This window comes from Cucumibacter marinus DSM 18995 (assembly GCF_000429865.1).
Classification (GTDB): domain Bacteria; phylum Pseudomonadota; class Alphaproteobacteria; order Rhizobiales; family Devosiaceae; genus Cucumibacter; species Cucumibacter marinus.
The window spans coordinates 1-16,834 of sequence record NZ_KE386978.1 but is presented as its reverse complement, the minus strand read 5'-3'; the positions used below and the strand labels follow the sequence as shown (position 1 = coordinate 16,834).

Sequence of the window (16,834 nt, the reverse complement as noted above, 5' to 3'; positions counted from 1 at the left end):
TCTCCTTGGTCAACACCCGGCACCATTGCCGGCCTGCTACTGACCAAGGCCCGGAACCGGGCGCACACCCACCAATGCTTGCTTCGCAGGGGAAGTCGAGTGCCGTTCCGCTCTTTCCGATCTGCGCGGTTCAAGTGTATCGCGCTGCGCCCATACGCAGCCTCAACAGTGATAATGCACCAAGTGACCTATTGTCTTGATGGGCATCACGGGTTTCAATACTCGAACTGGAGGGCCCTAGCGGAGTTTCACTAATCGAGAGCATAGCAATTATTGTTTGTATTCAGAAATTTTCTTTCAGTGCGAATGGCGCAAAAATCACTAATGTATGGACAGTGACTTAGAGTTAATAAGAGTAGATGTGAATTCGTATTTAAGAATAGATGCTATGTTATTTGGAAAATATTATGAAAGCATTCAGTTTTGATCATCATATTGTAGAATCCTATGAACGTTTCTCGCGTTCTTTCAGCGCCATCCGTGCGGGGGATCTTCGGGCGGCGATTGATGCACAGTATGATGCCGGTCGGTTCTGGCCCGATGCCCTGCTATCCTTGAATCCTAGATATCTTTCGGGTCCCACCGTGGATGACCTGATCGCTTCAGGTGACTTGGACGAAGGAACCGGACAAGTTTTCCGGTTCGGCGAGAAACCCCTCCGATTTCATCGACACCAGGCAGAGTCGATTGCCAAGGCGAAATCCGGAAAGAGCTTTGTCGTCACGACAGGAACCGGCTCCGGCAAGTCGTTGTGCTTCTTCGTGCCAATTGTCGACGCCATCATTCGGGCCCTACGTGCTGGTAAGCCTCGTACAACCCGCGCGATTATCGTCTATCCGATGAATGCTCTGGCAAACAGCCAGATGAAGGAAATCGACAGATTCATTGGACAGTCAGGGCTTCCTGACGCCCTTAGGCCAGTTGTCAAACGCTACACGGGGCAAGAGAGCCAAGAGGAACGTCAGCGGATCGCGGCCAATCCGCCAGATATCCTGCTCACGAACTACATGATGGCGGAGCTTCTGCTGACCCGCCAAGACGACCTCGACGCTCAGGTGGTCAAGAACGCAACCGGTCTTGAATTCATCATCCTCGACGAACTGCACACCTACAGAGGGCGCCAAGGCGCGGATGTGGCGGTGCTCGTTCGGCGCCTGCGTGATCGGTGCTCCCCGGACAAAGCTCCGATCTGCATAGGCACATCGGCGACGATGGCCTCCGAAGGCACCGAGGAAAGCCGAGCGGTCGCTGTGGCCAAAGTTGCGACCAGGCTCTTCGGCTCCGAGATCGGCCCGGATGCCGTAATAGATGAGTCGCTGCAGCGGTCTACTGACGACAGTATCACCCTTGCGCAAGCGACCGCCACACTGGCTGATGTGGTGCGACAACCTCTTCCAACGAGCTTGGACGACGAGCAGCTCAGGAAGCACCCGCTCGCGGTGTGGGCGGAGCTTGCGCTCGGCCTCGATGACGGGCTGGAGCTGAAACGAAAGAAGCCCATACCCTTCGAGGACGCCGTCAAACGATTGGCCGACGACAGTGGGGTCGACGCAGAGCAGTGTCAGACGCAGCTCGAAGGCTTCCTGACGCTGGTAAGCCTTCCCGAAGATCATCGCGGTGGGACGGGGGACGGAGCGTTCCTCGCATTCAAGTTGCACAGGTTTATTTCCGGCGCTGGTGAGATCTTCACCACGCTTACAGACAAGCCGCGCACCGTTCTGTTCGAGGGTCAGCTAGAGGATCCCGATGCTCCGGGTAACCGGCTTTACCCAACACGCTTCTGCAGGAACTGCGGACACGAATACCACGTTGTCACCAAGAACGAGGATGACGGCCACATCAGGTTTGTCCCCCGCAATATCGACGATACACCGCTGGAATCCGAAGACGATGATGATGTGGCAGGATATCTCTGTCCGGCTACGGCAAATGATCCCGACTTCGCATTCGACGGTGATCTGAACGGTTATCCCGAGAGCTGGCTGGAAGAGCGCAACGGCATCGAGCGGCTTCGATCCTATCGCAAGAAGCGCGCGCCCATCTCCTATGTCGTGACGCCAGACGGCCGGCATGGCGCTGGTGGCCGAGAATTCTGGTTCATCCCTGGAAAGTTCGCATTCTGCCTCTGCTGCAAGGACGAGCCCAATCAGGGGATGCGCGAGCGGAGCAAGCTAGCCGGACTGTCCGGGGAAGGTCGGAGCTCCGCCACGACGCTTCTCGTTTCCAGCGCTCTCGAGTGGATGAACAAGCCGACGAGCGGCGTTCCGAAAACGAAGCGCAAGCTGCTGGGGTTCACGGACAATCGGCAAGACGCGGCGCTTCAGTCCGGCCACTTCAACGATTTTCTGTTCGTGAGCCTTCTCCGTGGGGCCATTCTGCGGGCGATAATTGCAGCAGGGCCCGAGGGCCTGACGGAAGATGAGTTCGGTCTGAGCGTCGTCAAGGCGCTTGGCTTCACGTCTGCAAACAAAGACGCGCGCGCCCACTGGATGCTCGATCCATCGGCTGGCGCCGTCATTCGGGAAGACGCCCAGCGCGCACTCGCAAAGGTTCTCGCTCATCGAGTGTGGACTGATCTCCGCAGGGGTTGGCGCTACACCAACCCCAGCCTCTCCGTTCTGAAGCTTCTCGATGTTAGGTTCGTCGGCGTCGCAGATATGGCATCAGACCGAGAAAGGCTGATGACAGTCTTGCCCGAGCTCGGCGATCAATCCGAAAAGCAGAGAGCCATCCTGCTAGAGACCGTGCTGGGCGCAATGCTCGAAGGCCTTGCTGTCAACACGGAAGCCTTGGACCTGACTGTCCTGGACGGCGTCGCGCAGAAATCACGATCGCTGTTGCGCGCTCCGTGGGCGATAGATGCCAAGGAGAACCCGCGCGGGCGGTCGGCTCTGCTTTTGCGCGCACCAGGCAAGAACGCCGTGGGCCTTCGTGAGGAACAGACACTCCTTCGCGCCGGTCACAACTCCCGCATTGCGCGGCTCATCAACAAAAAGAGCGTGCTGGGCACGAAGCTCGGGCGGGACGATTACCTCGAGTTCTTCTCGCGCTTGCTCGAGCTATTCGCCGATGAGGGTTTAATTGTCCCGGTCGAGCTCGACGCTGATCTGGTAGGCTGGCGGCTGACGCCCTCTGCCGTCCGCCTTGTCCCCGGGCCCGCGCTCTCCGACGAGAGTAGACGAGGAAACCGATATTTCCACGATCTGTACGCATCGATTGCGGACGATCTGGCATCGGGTCATAGCGCCTATTGGGGGCTGGAGGGGCGCGAGCACACCGCGCAGGTTTCCCAAAGGCAGCGTGAATGGCGCGAGTGGCGGTTCAGGTTCGAAGACGACGACCTCGAAAACCTCAACACCTCGGAGCATCGAACCGAAATCAAGGCCACCGGGGAATCTGACCAGTTCCTCCCGGCGCTGTTCTGCTCGCCGACGATGGAGCTTGGGGTCGACATCTCGGCGCTCAATGCGGTCTACTTGAGGAACGTCCCTCCGACTCCCGCCAACTACGCGCAGCGCGCCGGCCGCTCGGGCCGGTCCGGCCAGGCAGCGGTTGTGGTGACGTACTGCGCATCGGGTTCTCCACACGACCAGTACTTCTTCGAGCGCCGCAATGACATGGTGGCGGGTGTCGTGCGCCCGCCTGCGCTGGATATCACGAACGAAGAACTGGTCCGCTCCCACCTCCATGCTGTCTGGCTCGCGGAGAGTCGCCTGGCTCTCTCACCGGATATCCCAGACATCCTAGACCTTGGTGGCGATCGCTATCCGCTTAAAGAAGTGATCCTTGACAGCATTTCGAAAGCCGATCTCGTCTCTCGTGCGCATGGACCAATGCAGCGGGTGCTCGATCAGATTTTGGCCGCTGATCAAGGGGCACTTCCCGTCTGGATGGACGACCCGGAGGAGTTCGTGCTTCACGTGGCGATGAACGCTCCCAAGGAGTTCAATCGAGCGTTCGACCGTTGGCGCGAACTTTACAACTCTGCTCGTACTCAATTGGCCGAAGCCAACGCCCGCTCAGAGATAACAGGTCTCTCGGCCGGCGACCGTCGCAAAATCAAGGCCGCACAGATGCAGGCCAGCGACCAGATTGCGATCCTCGAACAAGGAAAGGCATCGAACGGATCGGACTTCTATTCGTACCGCTACCTCGCGACCGAGGGCTTCTTGCCCGGCTACAACTTCCCGCGCCTGCCGCTCTACGCCTTCGTGCCGGGCGAGGGAAAGACTGGCTCGTTCCTCTCTCGCGCGCGCTTCCTTGCGATATCGGAGTTTGGACCGCGCAGTCTGATCTACCACGAAGGTCGCGCCTACCGGGTGATGAAGGCAAAGCTCCCTCCCGAGGTTCGCGAGGGCGACGGATCGGAGCTCGCGACCAAGGACATCTACATTTGCGCCAACTGCGGAGCCTGCCACGAAGGAGAGGTAGAGCGCTGCCATGGCTGCGACGCACACATGGCCGGAGAGGTGCCCATCAAGCGCACGCTCCGCATCGACAATGTGGAAGCCGCACCCACTGAGCGCATCACCGCGAACGATGAAGAGCGCGTTCGGCAGGGCTTCGACATCCAGACCGTATTTTCGTGGCCGACGAAGGACCACCAGTTACAGGTCACGAACGCGGAATTCAGATGCGGAGAGACTTCTCTACTCGCATTGCAATACGCCAACAGTGCCGAAATTAGTCGTCTGAACAAGGGCCTGAAGCGCCGAAAGGACCAGACAGTCTTCGGCTTCAATATCGATCCCCGCACAGGCTACTGGGCAAAATCAGACGACGAGGATGCAGAGACCGACGCTCCGCCCGATGTAGTCAAGCCAGTGCGGATTGTGCCGATCGTCAGGGACCGCAAGAACGCGCTTCTGTTCCGCTTCAAGAAGCCGGAAAACTTTGACCCAAGCACGATAACCACCGTTCAGCATGCGCTCTTGCGGGGAATCGAGGTCGTCTACCAGCTTGAAGAAGGCGAAATTCTAAGTGAGCCACTTCCAGCTCGCGACAACCGCCGCGCCATCCTTGCCTACGAAGCCACGGAGGGAGGGGCCGGTGTTCTTACGCGCCTGATGGATAATCCCGAAGCCATAAGCGAGGTCGCTCGGACAGCACTCGGGCTTATGCACTTCGAAAACATCGACGCGGCGGTCGCAAGCGGAGACGCTAGCCTGCTGACCGAGAAGGTCGACGATGCCTGCGTCAGAGGGTGCTACCGCTGCCTGTTGTCGTACTTCAACCAGCCGGACCATGAGCAGATCGACTGCGGCAGCGAGGAGGTTACCCAGCTGTTGGTTGACCTTGCGCGCGGTCGCACGGTGCTTGAGCGGCGGGCCGCGCCAGACGGCGCGTCGTCTCCGTGGCTGAAGGCCTTTGAGGCTGCTGGTCTCCCGCAGGTCGACACCATTGGCCTCAGCTTTGCCGGTGCGGAAGCCGAATTCGTATGGCGCGGGCACTTTGTCGCCGCCACAAGCGAGGCGGTTTCCGCAGACATGGCCAATGAAGCAGCCAACAAAGGCTGGGAACTTGTCGCTCTTCCAGCATCGGCAGACGCCGGCGTCCCCGAACAGCTACTTGATCTATTGAAAGGGTAATCGTTGTGCTGAGTTTCTCACCTGGCGATTTGGTTCGGGCCCGAGGCCGCGAATGGGTGGCTCTCCCAGCGCCAAGCGCAGGGATTCTTGCGCTTCGGCCGCTGTCGGGAAACGAAAACGACATTGTTGTCCTGGATCCCACACTGGAAATCGCATCGGTCGAAGCAGCGCGGTTCGATCTCCCAGAAGATGCGCGCACTACCGTCCAAGCCAAAGCTGCGCTCTTGGCGGACGCACTGCGGCTCACACTTCGCCGCGGCGCCGGCCCGTTCCGGTCGGCCGCGCAGCTCGCATTCGAACCTCGCACATATCAGCTTGTGCCACTGCTCATGGCACTCAGGCTCCAAGTGCCTCGCATGCTGATCGCGGACGATGTCGGTATCGGCAAGACCATCGAAGCGGGCTTGATCCTGCGCGAGTTCATGGATCGCGGCGAAGTCGATGCCTTCTCGGTTCTCTGCCCACCCCACATTGTGGATCAGTGGATCATCGAGCTCAAGGATCGGTTCGGAATCGACTCTGTCGCGGTGACTTCCGGTACCGCGGCACGCCTCGAGAGAAATCTGCCGCTCGCGCAGACCCTCTTTGACGCTTATCCCTACACGGTTGTTAGCCTCGATTACATCAAGGCCGAGAAGCGAAGGGAGGGGTTCGCGCGGGCCTGTCCGGACTTCGTGATCGTCGATGAAGCCCACGCTTGTGTGGGCACCCACAAAGGCAAACAGCAGCGTTTCGAGTTGCTACAGGGACTCGCGAAGGACGCGGATCGCCGGCTCATCATGCTCACGGCCACACCGCATTCGGGCGACGAGGAAGCATTTGCACGACTGCTCTCACTGATCGACCAGGACTTCGCCACGCTGGACTTCGACAGTGCCAGATACCGAGAGCGCCTTGCGAGGCACTTTGTCCAGCGGCGTCGCGTGGACCTCGTCGAGGGCGATTGGCACGAGGACCGATCATTCCCGAAACACGAAACCACAGAGCACGCCTACCGGCTCTCGCCCGAGCACTTGGCGTTCCAGGAAGCCGTTCTGGACTATTGCCTCGAGGTGGTCTCGAAAGCGGGAGAGCAAAAGAGGGATCAGCGCCTCGCGTTCTGGGGCACCCTAGCTCTCATGCGCTGCGTTGGTTCCTCGCCCGCCGCAGCGTTGAGTGCGCTGAGAAATCGTGCCGCCAACGAAGCAGACCGTCTCGAACCGCAGATCTATGACGAAGACGGCGACGACGAAGATGCCGTGGACATCGAACCCAGCACTGCTTTCTCGGATGACCCCGCACTCCGTGCTCTCATCGATCAGGCTGGCGATCTGGTTGAAGCGAAAGATCCAAAGCTCGACGCCCTCGTCGGTGCGCTCAAGCCGTTGATCAAAAGTGGGGCCAACCCGGTCGTCTTCTGCCGGTATTTGGCCACCGCCGAACACGTGAAGTCAGGCCTGCGGAAGGCTTTCCCAAAGCTGATCATAGAATCGGTAACTGGTGAGCTGACCCCGGACGAACGCCGCGATCGTGTTGCCGAGATGGCGCTGGAAGATGCGGAAGAAGGTGCGCAAAGGATCCTGGTGGCGACCGACTGCCTCTCGGAAGGCATCAACCTGCAGCAGCTTTTCGACACGGTCGTACACTACGATCTCTCGTGGAATCCGACCCGGCATCAACAGCGTGAAGGGCGGGTGGACCGCTTCGGCCAGCCGGCCGAGCTGGTTCGCTCGATCATGATGTTCTCGCCGGACAGCGCTATCGATGGTGCCGTCCTCGATGTAATCCTGCGGAAAGCCGAGGAAATCAGGAAGGCAACCGGGGTGACGGTTCCGCTGCCCGACGAGCGCGGGCCGGTCACAGACGCCCTGATGTCCGCAATGATGCTCCGCCGTGGTGGGCACAAGCAGCTGACTCTCGACCTTCGTCTCGAGGATGGCACGAAGGTCATGGAAGCGCGTTGGCGCGATGCCAGCGAGAACGAGAAGAAATCGCGTGCCAGGTTCGCCCAGAACGCGATGAAGCCCGCTGATGTGGCGCCGGAGTGGGACAAGGTCAGAAGCCTGCTCGGCTCGCCTGAGGATACGAAGCTCTTCGTTGAGCGCGCGATGTCGCGGTTCGGTGTGCCACTTGAAAAAAAGCGGAACATCTTCGTCGCTCACGTTCACGCGCTCCAGCAGACGCTCAAGGAGAAGCTTGAGCAGCGCGGCCTCGAGAAATCTGTCAGGCTCGCCACCGCAGAGCCTGCTCCCGCTGGGACGTCGCTCCTAACGAGAACCCATCCGTTGACGGCATCGCTCGCTGAGAGCCTTGTCGAGGCTTCGCTGGATCAGGAGGCGCTTCCGGACCTCGGCATTGGCCGCGTCGGTGCATGGCCGACAACAGCGGTCTCGGCGATGACTCGCGTCGCCCTCCTGCGCGCCCGGTACAAGCTCACGATCCACGCCAGAAAGGAGCGGCTGCTTCTGGCCGAGGAAGCGGCGCTGGTTGCCCTCCAGGGTAAAGGCGTCGCGGTGACCGGCGAAGACGTGCGTGAAATGCTCAGCGCGCCCGCCACTGCAAACCTCGCGGAGATCGCACGAGATCGGATGATCAATGCTGCCAAGGCGGACCTGCCGGACCTGCTCGCTGGACCTTTGGCGGACTTCGTCAATCAGCGGGCAGCGGAACTCGTCGAAGATCATGCTCGCCTGCGTGCCGCGGCCGGTTCCATCTCCCGCGTTAGCGTCGAAGCGGTCCTTCCGCCCGACGTGATCGGCTTGTTCGTCCTCATGCCGGGAGAGGTTTGATCATGGCGCGCAAACCGATCTCCGACATGTCCGCATGGCCCTCGCTCAGCCTCGAGGGCAATCTCATCGCCCCCGCAATGATCGCGAGGATCGACCAGCGGGATGCCCCGGAACAGGCGCCGGAGGATTACGCCGTTCGCAAGGGTCTTACGATCCGCGAGGAAATCTCGACGGCGTTCCGGGTCGGCCAATCCCACTTCGATGCCTTCGAAAAGCTCGAGGCGTCCTCACAGGACGCAACAGGTCGCTTCGTGGCTGGATTCTTCAAGGAGACCTTCGGCTTCGAAGACCTAACACCGGCCGATGCGCCGCTTGCCATGATCGCCAGCGGGAGGGTTCCGCTGGTCGTCGTGCCACCGAGCGAGACGTTGGACCGCCGCAGCCCAACCCTGTCCGTCGACCGCTCCCGCTCGCCCGCCTTCGCGCTTCAGGACTACCTCAACGACTCCGAGGAAGCGCTGTGGGGCATCGTCACCAACGGAACCCACCTGCGCCTCATGCGGGACAACGCGTCCCTGACGCGCCCCGCATTTATCGAAGCCGACCTCGCCCAGATCTTCTCGACCGAGGACATCGCGTCCTTCGCCGCGCTCTGGCTCCTCATCCACCGGTCCCGTTTCGGCGCCGCCGACACTCCGGCAACCGACTGCCCGCTAGAGCGCTGGCGCGAGGCAGGCTCCCGCGAGGGCGAGGCCGCGCGCGACCGTTTGGCCGACCAGGTGCAGATCGCACTTAAGGTGCTGGGCTCGGGCTTCCTTGAGGCCAACCCCGAGCTCACGGCCAAAATGAAATCCGGCGAGGTGAACCTCACCACCTGGTTCAACGAGCTCCTCCGCCTCGTCTACCGGCTGATCTTCCTGATGGTTGCCGAGGACCGGAACTTGCTCCATCCGGCGAAGTCGCAGGCCGAGGCCCGCGCGCTCTATGCTGAGGGCTATAGCCTCGCGGCGCTGCGCAAGCAGTGCTACCGCGCCGCCACCTGGGACAAGCACCACGACCGCTACGAGGGCATCAAGATCGTCTTCCGCGCGCTCGCCCACGGGCAGGAGGCGCTCGCCCTCCCGGCGCTCGGCGGCCTCTTCGCCGAGGACAGGCTGCCCCATCTCGAAACCGCCCGCCTGCGCAACCGCGCCTTCATGGAGGCGCTTTACCGCCTATCCTGGCTCGCCGACAAAACCGGCATGGTCCCTGTCAACTGGCGCGCGATGGAGACTGAGGAACTGGGCTCGGTCTACGAGTCCCTCCTCGAACTGCAGCCCCAGCTGGGCGCCGACGGCAAGACGCTGGTCTTCGCCTCCGAGGCGGCCGAGCAGAAGGGCAACCAGCGCAAGACCACCGGGTCCTACTACACGCCCGACAGCCTCGTGCAGGCGCTCTTGGACACTGCGCTTGATCCCGTGCTCGACAAGACTGAGGCCGAGGCGGACGATCCCGCCACAGCGCTGCTGAAGCTCTCGGTCATCGACCCCGCCTGCGGCTCCGGGCACTTCCTGCTAGCCGCCGCCCGCCGCATCGCCACGCGGCTGGCCCGCATCCGGGCCGAGGGCACGCCCTCGCTCGCCGACTTCCGACATGCGCTGCGCGATGTCGCGCGCTCCTGCCTGCATGGGGTGGACCGCAACCCGATGGCGGTGGAACTGACCAAGGTCGCGCTCTGGATCGAGACGGTGGACCCGGGCCTGCCGCTTGGCTTCTTCGACGCGCAGATCCGTTGTGGCGATGCACTTCTGGGCGTGTTCGATCTGAAGGTGCTGGAGGATGGTATCCCCGATGCCGCCTACAAGCCGCTGACTGGTGACGACAAGAACGTGGCGCGCCACTACGTCCAGAAGAACAAACGCGAAAGGCAGGAACGCGACCGTATCGCCCAAGGCTTCGGCTTCAACCGCGCCCGCGACCTGACACGCGAGTTCGCGGAACTCCGCGCCATGCCGGAGGACACGATGGAGCAGATCGAGGCCAAGGCCGGGAAGCTGCGGGAACTCACAGCGCAAGGCGCCGGAGCGTGGCAACTGGAAGCCGCCTGTGACCTTTACGTAGCCGCCTTCCTGTTAGCCAGGACACGGGGCGGGCAGTTTGCGGGGCCGGACGGTCTGCCGCGCCGGGGAGCGGAGATGGCGCCGACCTCGGGCACGCTGTGGGAATGGTTGCGCGGCGTACAGCCCTTTGGCCCGTTGTTTGGCGCGGCAGTGGACGCGGCGAGAACTGCCCACGCCTTCCACTGGCCGCTGGAGTTTCCCGATGTCATGGGCCGCGGTGGCTTCGATGTGGTGCTTGGAAATCCACCTTGGGAACGGATTAAGCTTCAAGAGAAAGAATTCTTCGCAGCGCGTGACGCAGACATTGCATCTGCACCTAACGCAGCTGCTCGAACACGAACAATTAATGAGCTGAGAGACGCTGAAGAAGGTACGCCGCAAAGAGCGCTCTGGGATGCTTTTCAGGCAGAGAAACGCTTCTCTGACGCAATCTCAACTTTCGCTCGTGTCGACGGCCAAGATGGCGGCCGTTTCCCATTCACAGGTGCGGGTGATGTGAACACATATCAGGTGTTTGCTGAGCTGTTCTCCTACTTAGCTGGACCTGAGGGCCGCGCTGGTGTGATTGTTCCCACGGGTATCGCTACGGACGCTACGACAGCTCCATTTTTCTCTCATCTTGTTGAAGAAAAACGTCTTTCAAGCTTAGTAGACTTCGAAAACCGAGCAGGTTTATTCCCGGCAGTCGACAGCCGCATGAAGTTTTGCTTGCTTACAATCGGAAGCAACGAACCAGCAGCACGCTTTGCCTTCTTCCTGTCTGAGCCTGCACAGTTGGCGGAAGCGGAGCGAAACTTCACGCTTAGTCCTGAGCAAATTGCCGACATCAATCCAAATACCAAAACGGCGCCTGTATTCCGATCTCGTTGGGACGCCGAACTGACAGCAAAAATTTACACTCGGGCTCCGGTCCTGATCGAGGATAGCAAGGGTCCGACCGGCAACCCTTGGAACGTTAGCTTGCACTCTCGGATTTGGCACATGGCGGAGGATTCCGAATGGTTCAGCACCGCCGCCAACTTGTCTGACGCGGGCTATGTCAAGGATGGAACTTCATGGGTGGCCGAGGGTGTGCGACCAAGGCAAGGCGCTCTATCCGTCGAAGGCTCAGGTGCAGGCGTCCTAAATCTTGACGACGCCGGGCCGCGAGGACCACAGCGTTTCGCACCGCTGTATGAAGCGAAGATGTTCCATCATTTCGATCATCGATGGGCCACTTATGACAAAGACGGAAGCGCACGCGACGTGCTGCTGTCCGAGAAACGAAAAGCGTCATTCGAGCCCACCGCCCGGTATTGGGTGCCCGAGACTGAGGTCACAAAGCGGCTAAGAGATCGCAACTGGACACGCGACTGGCTAATGGGTTGGCGTGATATCACGAACGCTACGAATGAAAGGACAACAATCGCCGCCGTCTTTCCGGAGTCTGCGGTCGGGCACACTTCGCCGTTGATCTTTCTGGATCTCGAACCAGATGCCATCGCCGGTTTTCTCGCTTGCCTTTGTTCACTTGCTCTCGACTTTGTAGCTCGGCAATCGGTTGGCGGAACTCACCTAACCTTTGGATATCTCAAACAGTTACCAATACTCCCACCAGAGTTCTACACTGCTGCGCGGCGCGGATTCATAACCCCAAGGGTGCTGGAACTCACCTACACCTCGCACAGTCTTGCCCCCTTCGCCCGCGATCTGGGCCATGACGGCCCGCCCTTCGCCTGGGACGAGGACCGTCGAGCGCTCCTTCGCGCCGAGCTCGACGCCTTCTACGCCCGCGCCTACAGCCTGACCCGCGACGAACTGCGCTACATCCTCGATCCTGCCGACGTGAAGGGCCCCGACTACCCCACGGAAACCTTCCGCGTCCTCAAGGAAAAGGAAATCCGTCAACACGGCGAATACCGCACCCGCCGCCTCGTCCTCTCCGCCTGGGACCGGATGGAGGCGGACGGGACCTTCGACGCGCTGGGACTAGGTTCAGAAGTGGAGACCCAGGGGGAGACACCGCGCATCGAACTGCCGGTGCTTGCCAGACTGCGCGACGGCGCATGGGGATGGCTGGCACAGATCCAACCGCAAGACCGGCTGCGCTATGCCGCTCAATACGCGCTCTGGATCAGCGATCCCGCTCAAGATGGCTCGCGCATACGCATGCTCGTCGCCTGCCTGGCCGAGCCAGCCCTCCTGACCCCCTTGCTCTCCGATGAGGATCGCGCGCACTGGATCCGACTGGTCGGCGCGGAGGCGCGGCCGGCGCAGGGCGTTACCCGCTTGCGACCGCCGATCAACGCGGCGTGGCGCACCGCATTCGAAACGCTCATTTCGTCGGGCCAGCTCGAAGAGCGCGATGATGGAGACTGGATCAGGGGGCGGCATTTCGATCCGGCCGGATTGAGGGCCGAGTCTGCCAACGCGCAGCGCGCTGCGTTCGCGCTGCAAGCGATCCGGCGGCTCGGCCAAGATCGAATAACCGCTGCCGTCGCGCAGGAGGACAATATCGTGTGGGCGAGGTTCGGGCATGGCACCGGCTGACCTGTTCGCGCCTCACTTTCAGCCGCCCACCGCTCCGAACGGGCGCCGCGAACCACGCCTGTGGGTACGCCGTCTGGCCCTGTTCGAGGATCCTAAGACCCTCAAACGGGACATCCCGCTCAAGCCCGGTCTGAACATCGTGTGGACACCCGACATGTCCAGCAGCGGCCAGTCGGCACTGGCGCATGGAAGCGGGAAGACGACGTTCTGCCGCTTGCTCAGGGCCTGCCTCGGCGAGCCCGCCTTCGCAACAGACAGCCAGGGCACCCGCCTCATGGCGAAGCTACCGAATGGACTGGTGGCGGCCGAGGTCATCGTCGATGAAATCTGCTGGATCGCCGTGCGCAATCTAGGTCTGGGGAGCGGCAGTTTTGTCGCTCAGGCCGACAGCATCGAGGACGTCTTAGCACGAGGGCGTCAGGAAGGCGATGCAGCATCACTCGATCCAATCATCACGAGGGCCTTCTTTTCCGCCCTCAACGGACGATCGCCCCAAGAGGTCGGTGACGAACATATATGGGACGTGCTCAGGGCATGGTTGTCGCGCGATCAGGAGTGCCGCTTGGGCGACATTCTGGCTTGGCGGACATCAAAGACGCAGACTCGCTCGCGCGCGCAGGTTTTGAGCGAAACCGCGAAACTGACCATGGTGCGTCTCGCCCTGCGCGCGCTCGACGCGGAAGAGCAGCGGGCCGCCGCGCGCGAACGGGAGCTTGCAAACGCCGCAGACGAAGAGCGCAAGATACAAGCGTACGGTGAGCAGCGACGGGCCGAGAAACTAGGTGCCCTTCGCAATGCGCTAGGTGTGGGGGAGGATGTCGAGCTCGATGACACGCTCGACCAGAAGGGTCTCGTAGCACTTGCTGAAACAGCGCTCGCTGAGGCAATGCGGGCAGAACTGCCGACTCCTCCTGACGTCAGTGCGCTCCTTGATCGCTTGGCAGATCTCAACACCCAGCGAGCAGCGCACGTTGAAGATCGACAGACGAAGGAGAGAGACGCTGAGCGTAAGCGACGTGAGGCCGAACATCTCCGCAGCGAAGCAAGCGTTGGCGAGATCGATATCAGCCAGGGCCGTATCCGGGTATGCACGATCTGCCGAGTTCCAATAGATCAGGTGCTGGCACAGGGGTGCGGGATTTCTCTGGAGCGATGCGACGTCGCCGCCATCAAGGCCGAGATCGCAGAGAAACAGAGGAAGGCGGCAAATCTGGACCAAGAAGCAGAGGGTGCCGAAACCGAAGCAAAACGCATAGCGGCCGCCATCACGCAGATCGATCAGGAAATACGGACCGCCGAAGAACAAGCGAAGGGCGCCGATGCCGCACTTCGAGCTGCGCAACAAGCGGCAGCAAACATCCAGGACCGGGTCTATCAGGCAAGGCGTCTGCTCGATGACGCGCGTACCCTTCGGCAGAGCTCAGCTACTGCGGCACCGACATCTCTCACGACAGATGATCTGGAAACCGTGCGCGCGCAGTTGGAACAGGGGAGGAAACGTGCACAGCAGGCGATCCAGGCCTTGGAAGACCGGTATCGGGGGATCATGTCCGCCTGGCTTCCTGAAGGTGTCGATGGTGCGATAAAGCTCGACGGCAAAGGATTGAAGGTCGACGCACAGTTCTCTGGCCGGGGCGAGGTTTCGACGGCCGCGCTCGACTCTCTGAAGATTGTTGCCTTTGACCTTGCAGCGCTGCACTTGGCGGTCGAAGAAAAAGCGGATTTACCGGCCTTTCTCATTCATGACAGCCCGCGCGAGGCGGACCTTGACGGGACGCTGTATGCCCGCCTGTTCGAACTGGTCCAGGGTTGGGAGGATGAAGCTGGATCGGCATGCTTCCAATATATTGTTACAACGACAACGGCTCCACCGAAGAAATTGCAGAACGACCAGTACGTAAGGCAGCGAATGAGTTCGACGCCGGCGGAACAGCGCCTCTTCAGGATGGACCTATGATAGTCGAGGCACCCCAGTCCTTTGTCGTCCGCAAGGAATGTGAGAAGGCCGCCTGGCAGCACGGCTTTCGCCGCAATCTCGACACCGACGCGGGTTGGGCCGCCTTTGGTTCTACCACCGCACACGGCACGATACATCTGGCCGGTGCGGGGTCGCAGGGGCCATGGTACCTAGCCCTCGATCATGCCGGCGTCATCGAGGAGCTAGGCCTGCCTTCGGCTAAAATGCCAGGCCCCGGCCTTGCCCGCTATGTCTTCGACACGCTTGGCGCGCTCTACGCCGTGTTGCCGCGCATCTATCAGTTGGCGGCAAGTCTGCCCGACGCACCGCTGCGGGAATTCCAACACCGCACCCGCGATTTACCCAAGAACTCCGAGGCCGAGCGGTGGACCGTCCAGCGTGTCGGCCAGGAGGTCTTCCGCGCGGGCCTCATGGACTATTGGCGAGGCAGCTGTCCCCTCACCGGAATCACGGATCCGGCACTGCTACGCGCTTCTCACATCATCCCTTGGAGGGACTGCGCGACTAATGCAGAGCGGCTCGATGTGCACAACGGCTTGCTGCTGTCGGCACTCTGGGACGCTGCCTTTGATCGCGGACTAGTAACGTTCGATGACGAGGGCCAGCCGCTGTTTTCGGCCACACTGAGCGAGTTAGGGCGGGCCGAGTTGCGCTGGCAAACCCCAATACTTCTGACGGATAGTCACAAGCAGCATCTGGCTTGGCATCGAGCCCGAGTGTTTCGCGATGGTGAGAATTGATGCCTACCCGATCTCTTCACCAAATCGTTGAGGTTGCCAGGAAGAAGCTGGTTCTGGACTGTTTGGGCAAATCGGCGCTTGGTCGGCTGCGTGAACGACGGAGGCGATGATGGGGTCCGAGAAGGCGGCGCTGAAGGCACTCATCGGGAAGCTGCGGTTGCGTTTGAAGCAGGCTGACCGGATCGCGGCGGCAGCACGAGCATCGGAGAAGGGCGGCCAGCAGGAGCTCGCGGTTCGCCAGCTCGAGGATATCGAGGAGGTGCTGCGGGACGCCGGGCATCTGGTGGCGGCAGCGTTGGTGCTTCGCTATCCGGAGACGGGGGATGGAGACTAGCGCTCCCCCAAGACGCCTATCCTGGACGCCTCATCTACCGCCGAGTGTTCTGCCACCGACTAATTTTGTCCGTTCGGCGATTGCCCCGTCCCCACGGACTGCACCGGCAATCCTTCGCCGCCCAAGGGTCGCCCTCGGTCCCTGCGGGTTGCACCGATCCAGCACAACCCAACCCTCGCGATCTATCCGGCCAGGGTTTTAATGATGTCGGTGGCGCGGGCGAGGTCCTTGTCGGAGAGCTTGCCAAGAGCGAGGTGGATCTCCGCGATCAGCCGGGCGCGCCTTGGGGAGGTGGCGGTTTGCTGGAACGAGAAGAACTCGGTAACCGGAACGCCAAGGGCGGTGGCCATGCGCTCGAGGGTTTCATAACCGGGCAGGCTCTTGCCGCGCTCGATGGCGGAGACGGCATCGACGGTGCGGTCAATGCGCTCGGCAAGTTCGGCCTGGGAGAGTTGCTTGTCCTGTCGGATGGCCTTGAGGCGGATACCGACCTGCTTTCTGAGATCCATGCCCCGTATTGTGAGTACGGCAGATAAATCCGAGAACTCGGTGGACTACGGAACGAAAGCCTCTATCGTACTCTGAGTACGTATGGATGGAGATTTTCGTAATGGGCACAAGGAGATCGGATGGCGGCAGCGATGCCCGCGGGTTGCTGCCACGTGTTGGATCGCTGCGCGCTTGTGGACACGGATCCTGTTGCTGCCGGCCCGCCGCATTTGCCCGCACCAACCAGGTACGGGCAATTCCAGACCGTCTCTTTGGGACCTTGTCGGCCCGCCGGGCCAGGCAGCGTTCGGGATCCCATCTCCCTCTCTCATCCGGATCATCGCCGATCGCCTTTGCGGCCGGGCCGGC

Annotated in this window: 7 protein-coding genes; 6 read left to right on the top strand and 1 reads right to left on the bottom strand. The window is 61.2% G+C overall.

Going from position 1 to position 16,834, the window contains the following annotated elements; all coding sequences use genetic code 11:
• Nucleotides 1-407: 407 nt before the first annotated feature.
• From G489_RS0113335 to G489_RS0113310, 6 genes are all read left to right on the top strand, one after another.
• Entirely contained in the window at nt 408-5,588 is a 5,181-nt protein-coding gene (locus tag G489_RS0113335) for a DEAD/DEAH box helicase (protein WP_029041960.1), read from the top strand.
• A gap of 5 nt (nt 5,589-5,593) precedes the next feature.
• On the top strand, nt 5,594-8,356 hold the full coding sequence (locus G489_RS0113330) for a DEAD/DEAH box helicase (RefSeq protein ID WP_407059833.1): 2,763 nt from the start codon (nt 5,594-5,596) through the stop codon (nt 8,354-8,356).
• Nucleotides 8,357-8,358: 2 nt separating this feature from the next.
• Nucleotides 8,359-12,924, top strand: coding sequence for an Eco57I restriction-modification methylase domain-containing protein (locus G489_RS0113325; protein ID WP_029041958.1), 4,566 nt, complete (start codon nt 8,359-8,361; stop codon nt 12,922-12,924).
• On the top strand, nt 12,911-14,881 hold the full coding sequence (locus G489_RS0113320) for a DUF2326 domain-containing protein (protein WP_029041957.1): 1,971 nt from the start codon (nt 12,911-12,913) through the stop codon (nt 14,879-14,881). Before G489_RS0113325 ends, G489_RS0113320 begins: the two co-directional genes overlap by 14 nt.
• Nucleotides 14,878-15,642, top strand: coding sequence for an HNH endonuclease (locus G489_RS0113315; RefSeq protein ID WP_035872789.1), 765 nt, complete (start codon nt 14,878-14,880; stop codon nt 15,640-15,642). Before G489_RS0113320 ends, G489_RS0113315 begins: the two co-directional genes overlap by 4 nt.
• Before the next feature lie 109 nt (nt 15,643-15,751).
• Nucleotides 15,752-15,976 carry a hypothetical protein gene (locus G489_RS0113310; RefSeq protein WP_029041955.1) on the top strand — a complete coding sequence of 75 codons (225 nt, stop codon included), beginning with the start codon at nt 15,752-15,754 and terminating at the stop codon, nt 15,974-15,976.
• A 182-nt stretch (nt 15,977-16,158) separates the two neighbouring features.
• Here G489_RS0113310 and G489_RS21955 read toward each other — a convergent pair whose 3' ends face one another.
• Entirely contained in the window at nt 16,159-16,485 is a 327-nt protein-coding gene (locus G489_RS21955) for a helix-turn-helix domain-containing protein (protein WP_051332636.1), read from the bottom strand.
• Nucleotides 16,486-16,834: the final 349 nt, after the last annotated feature.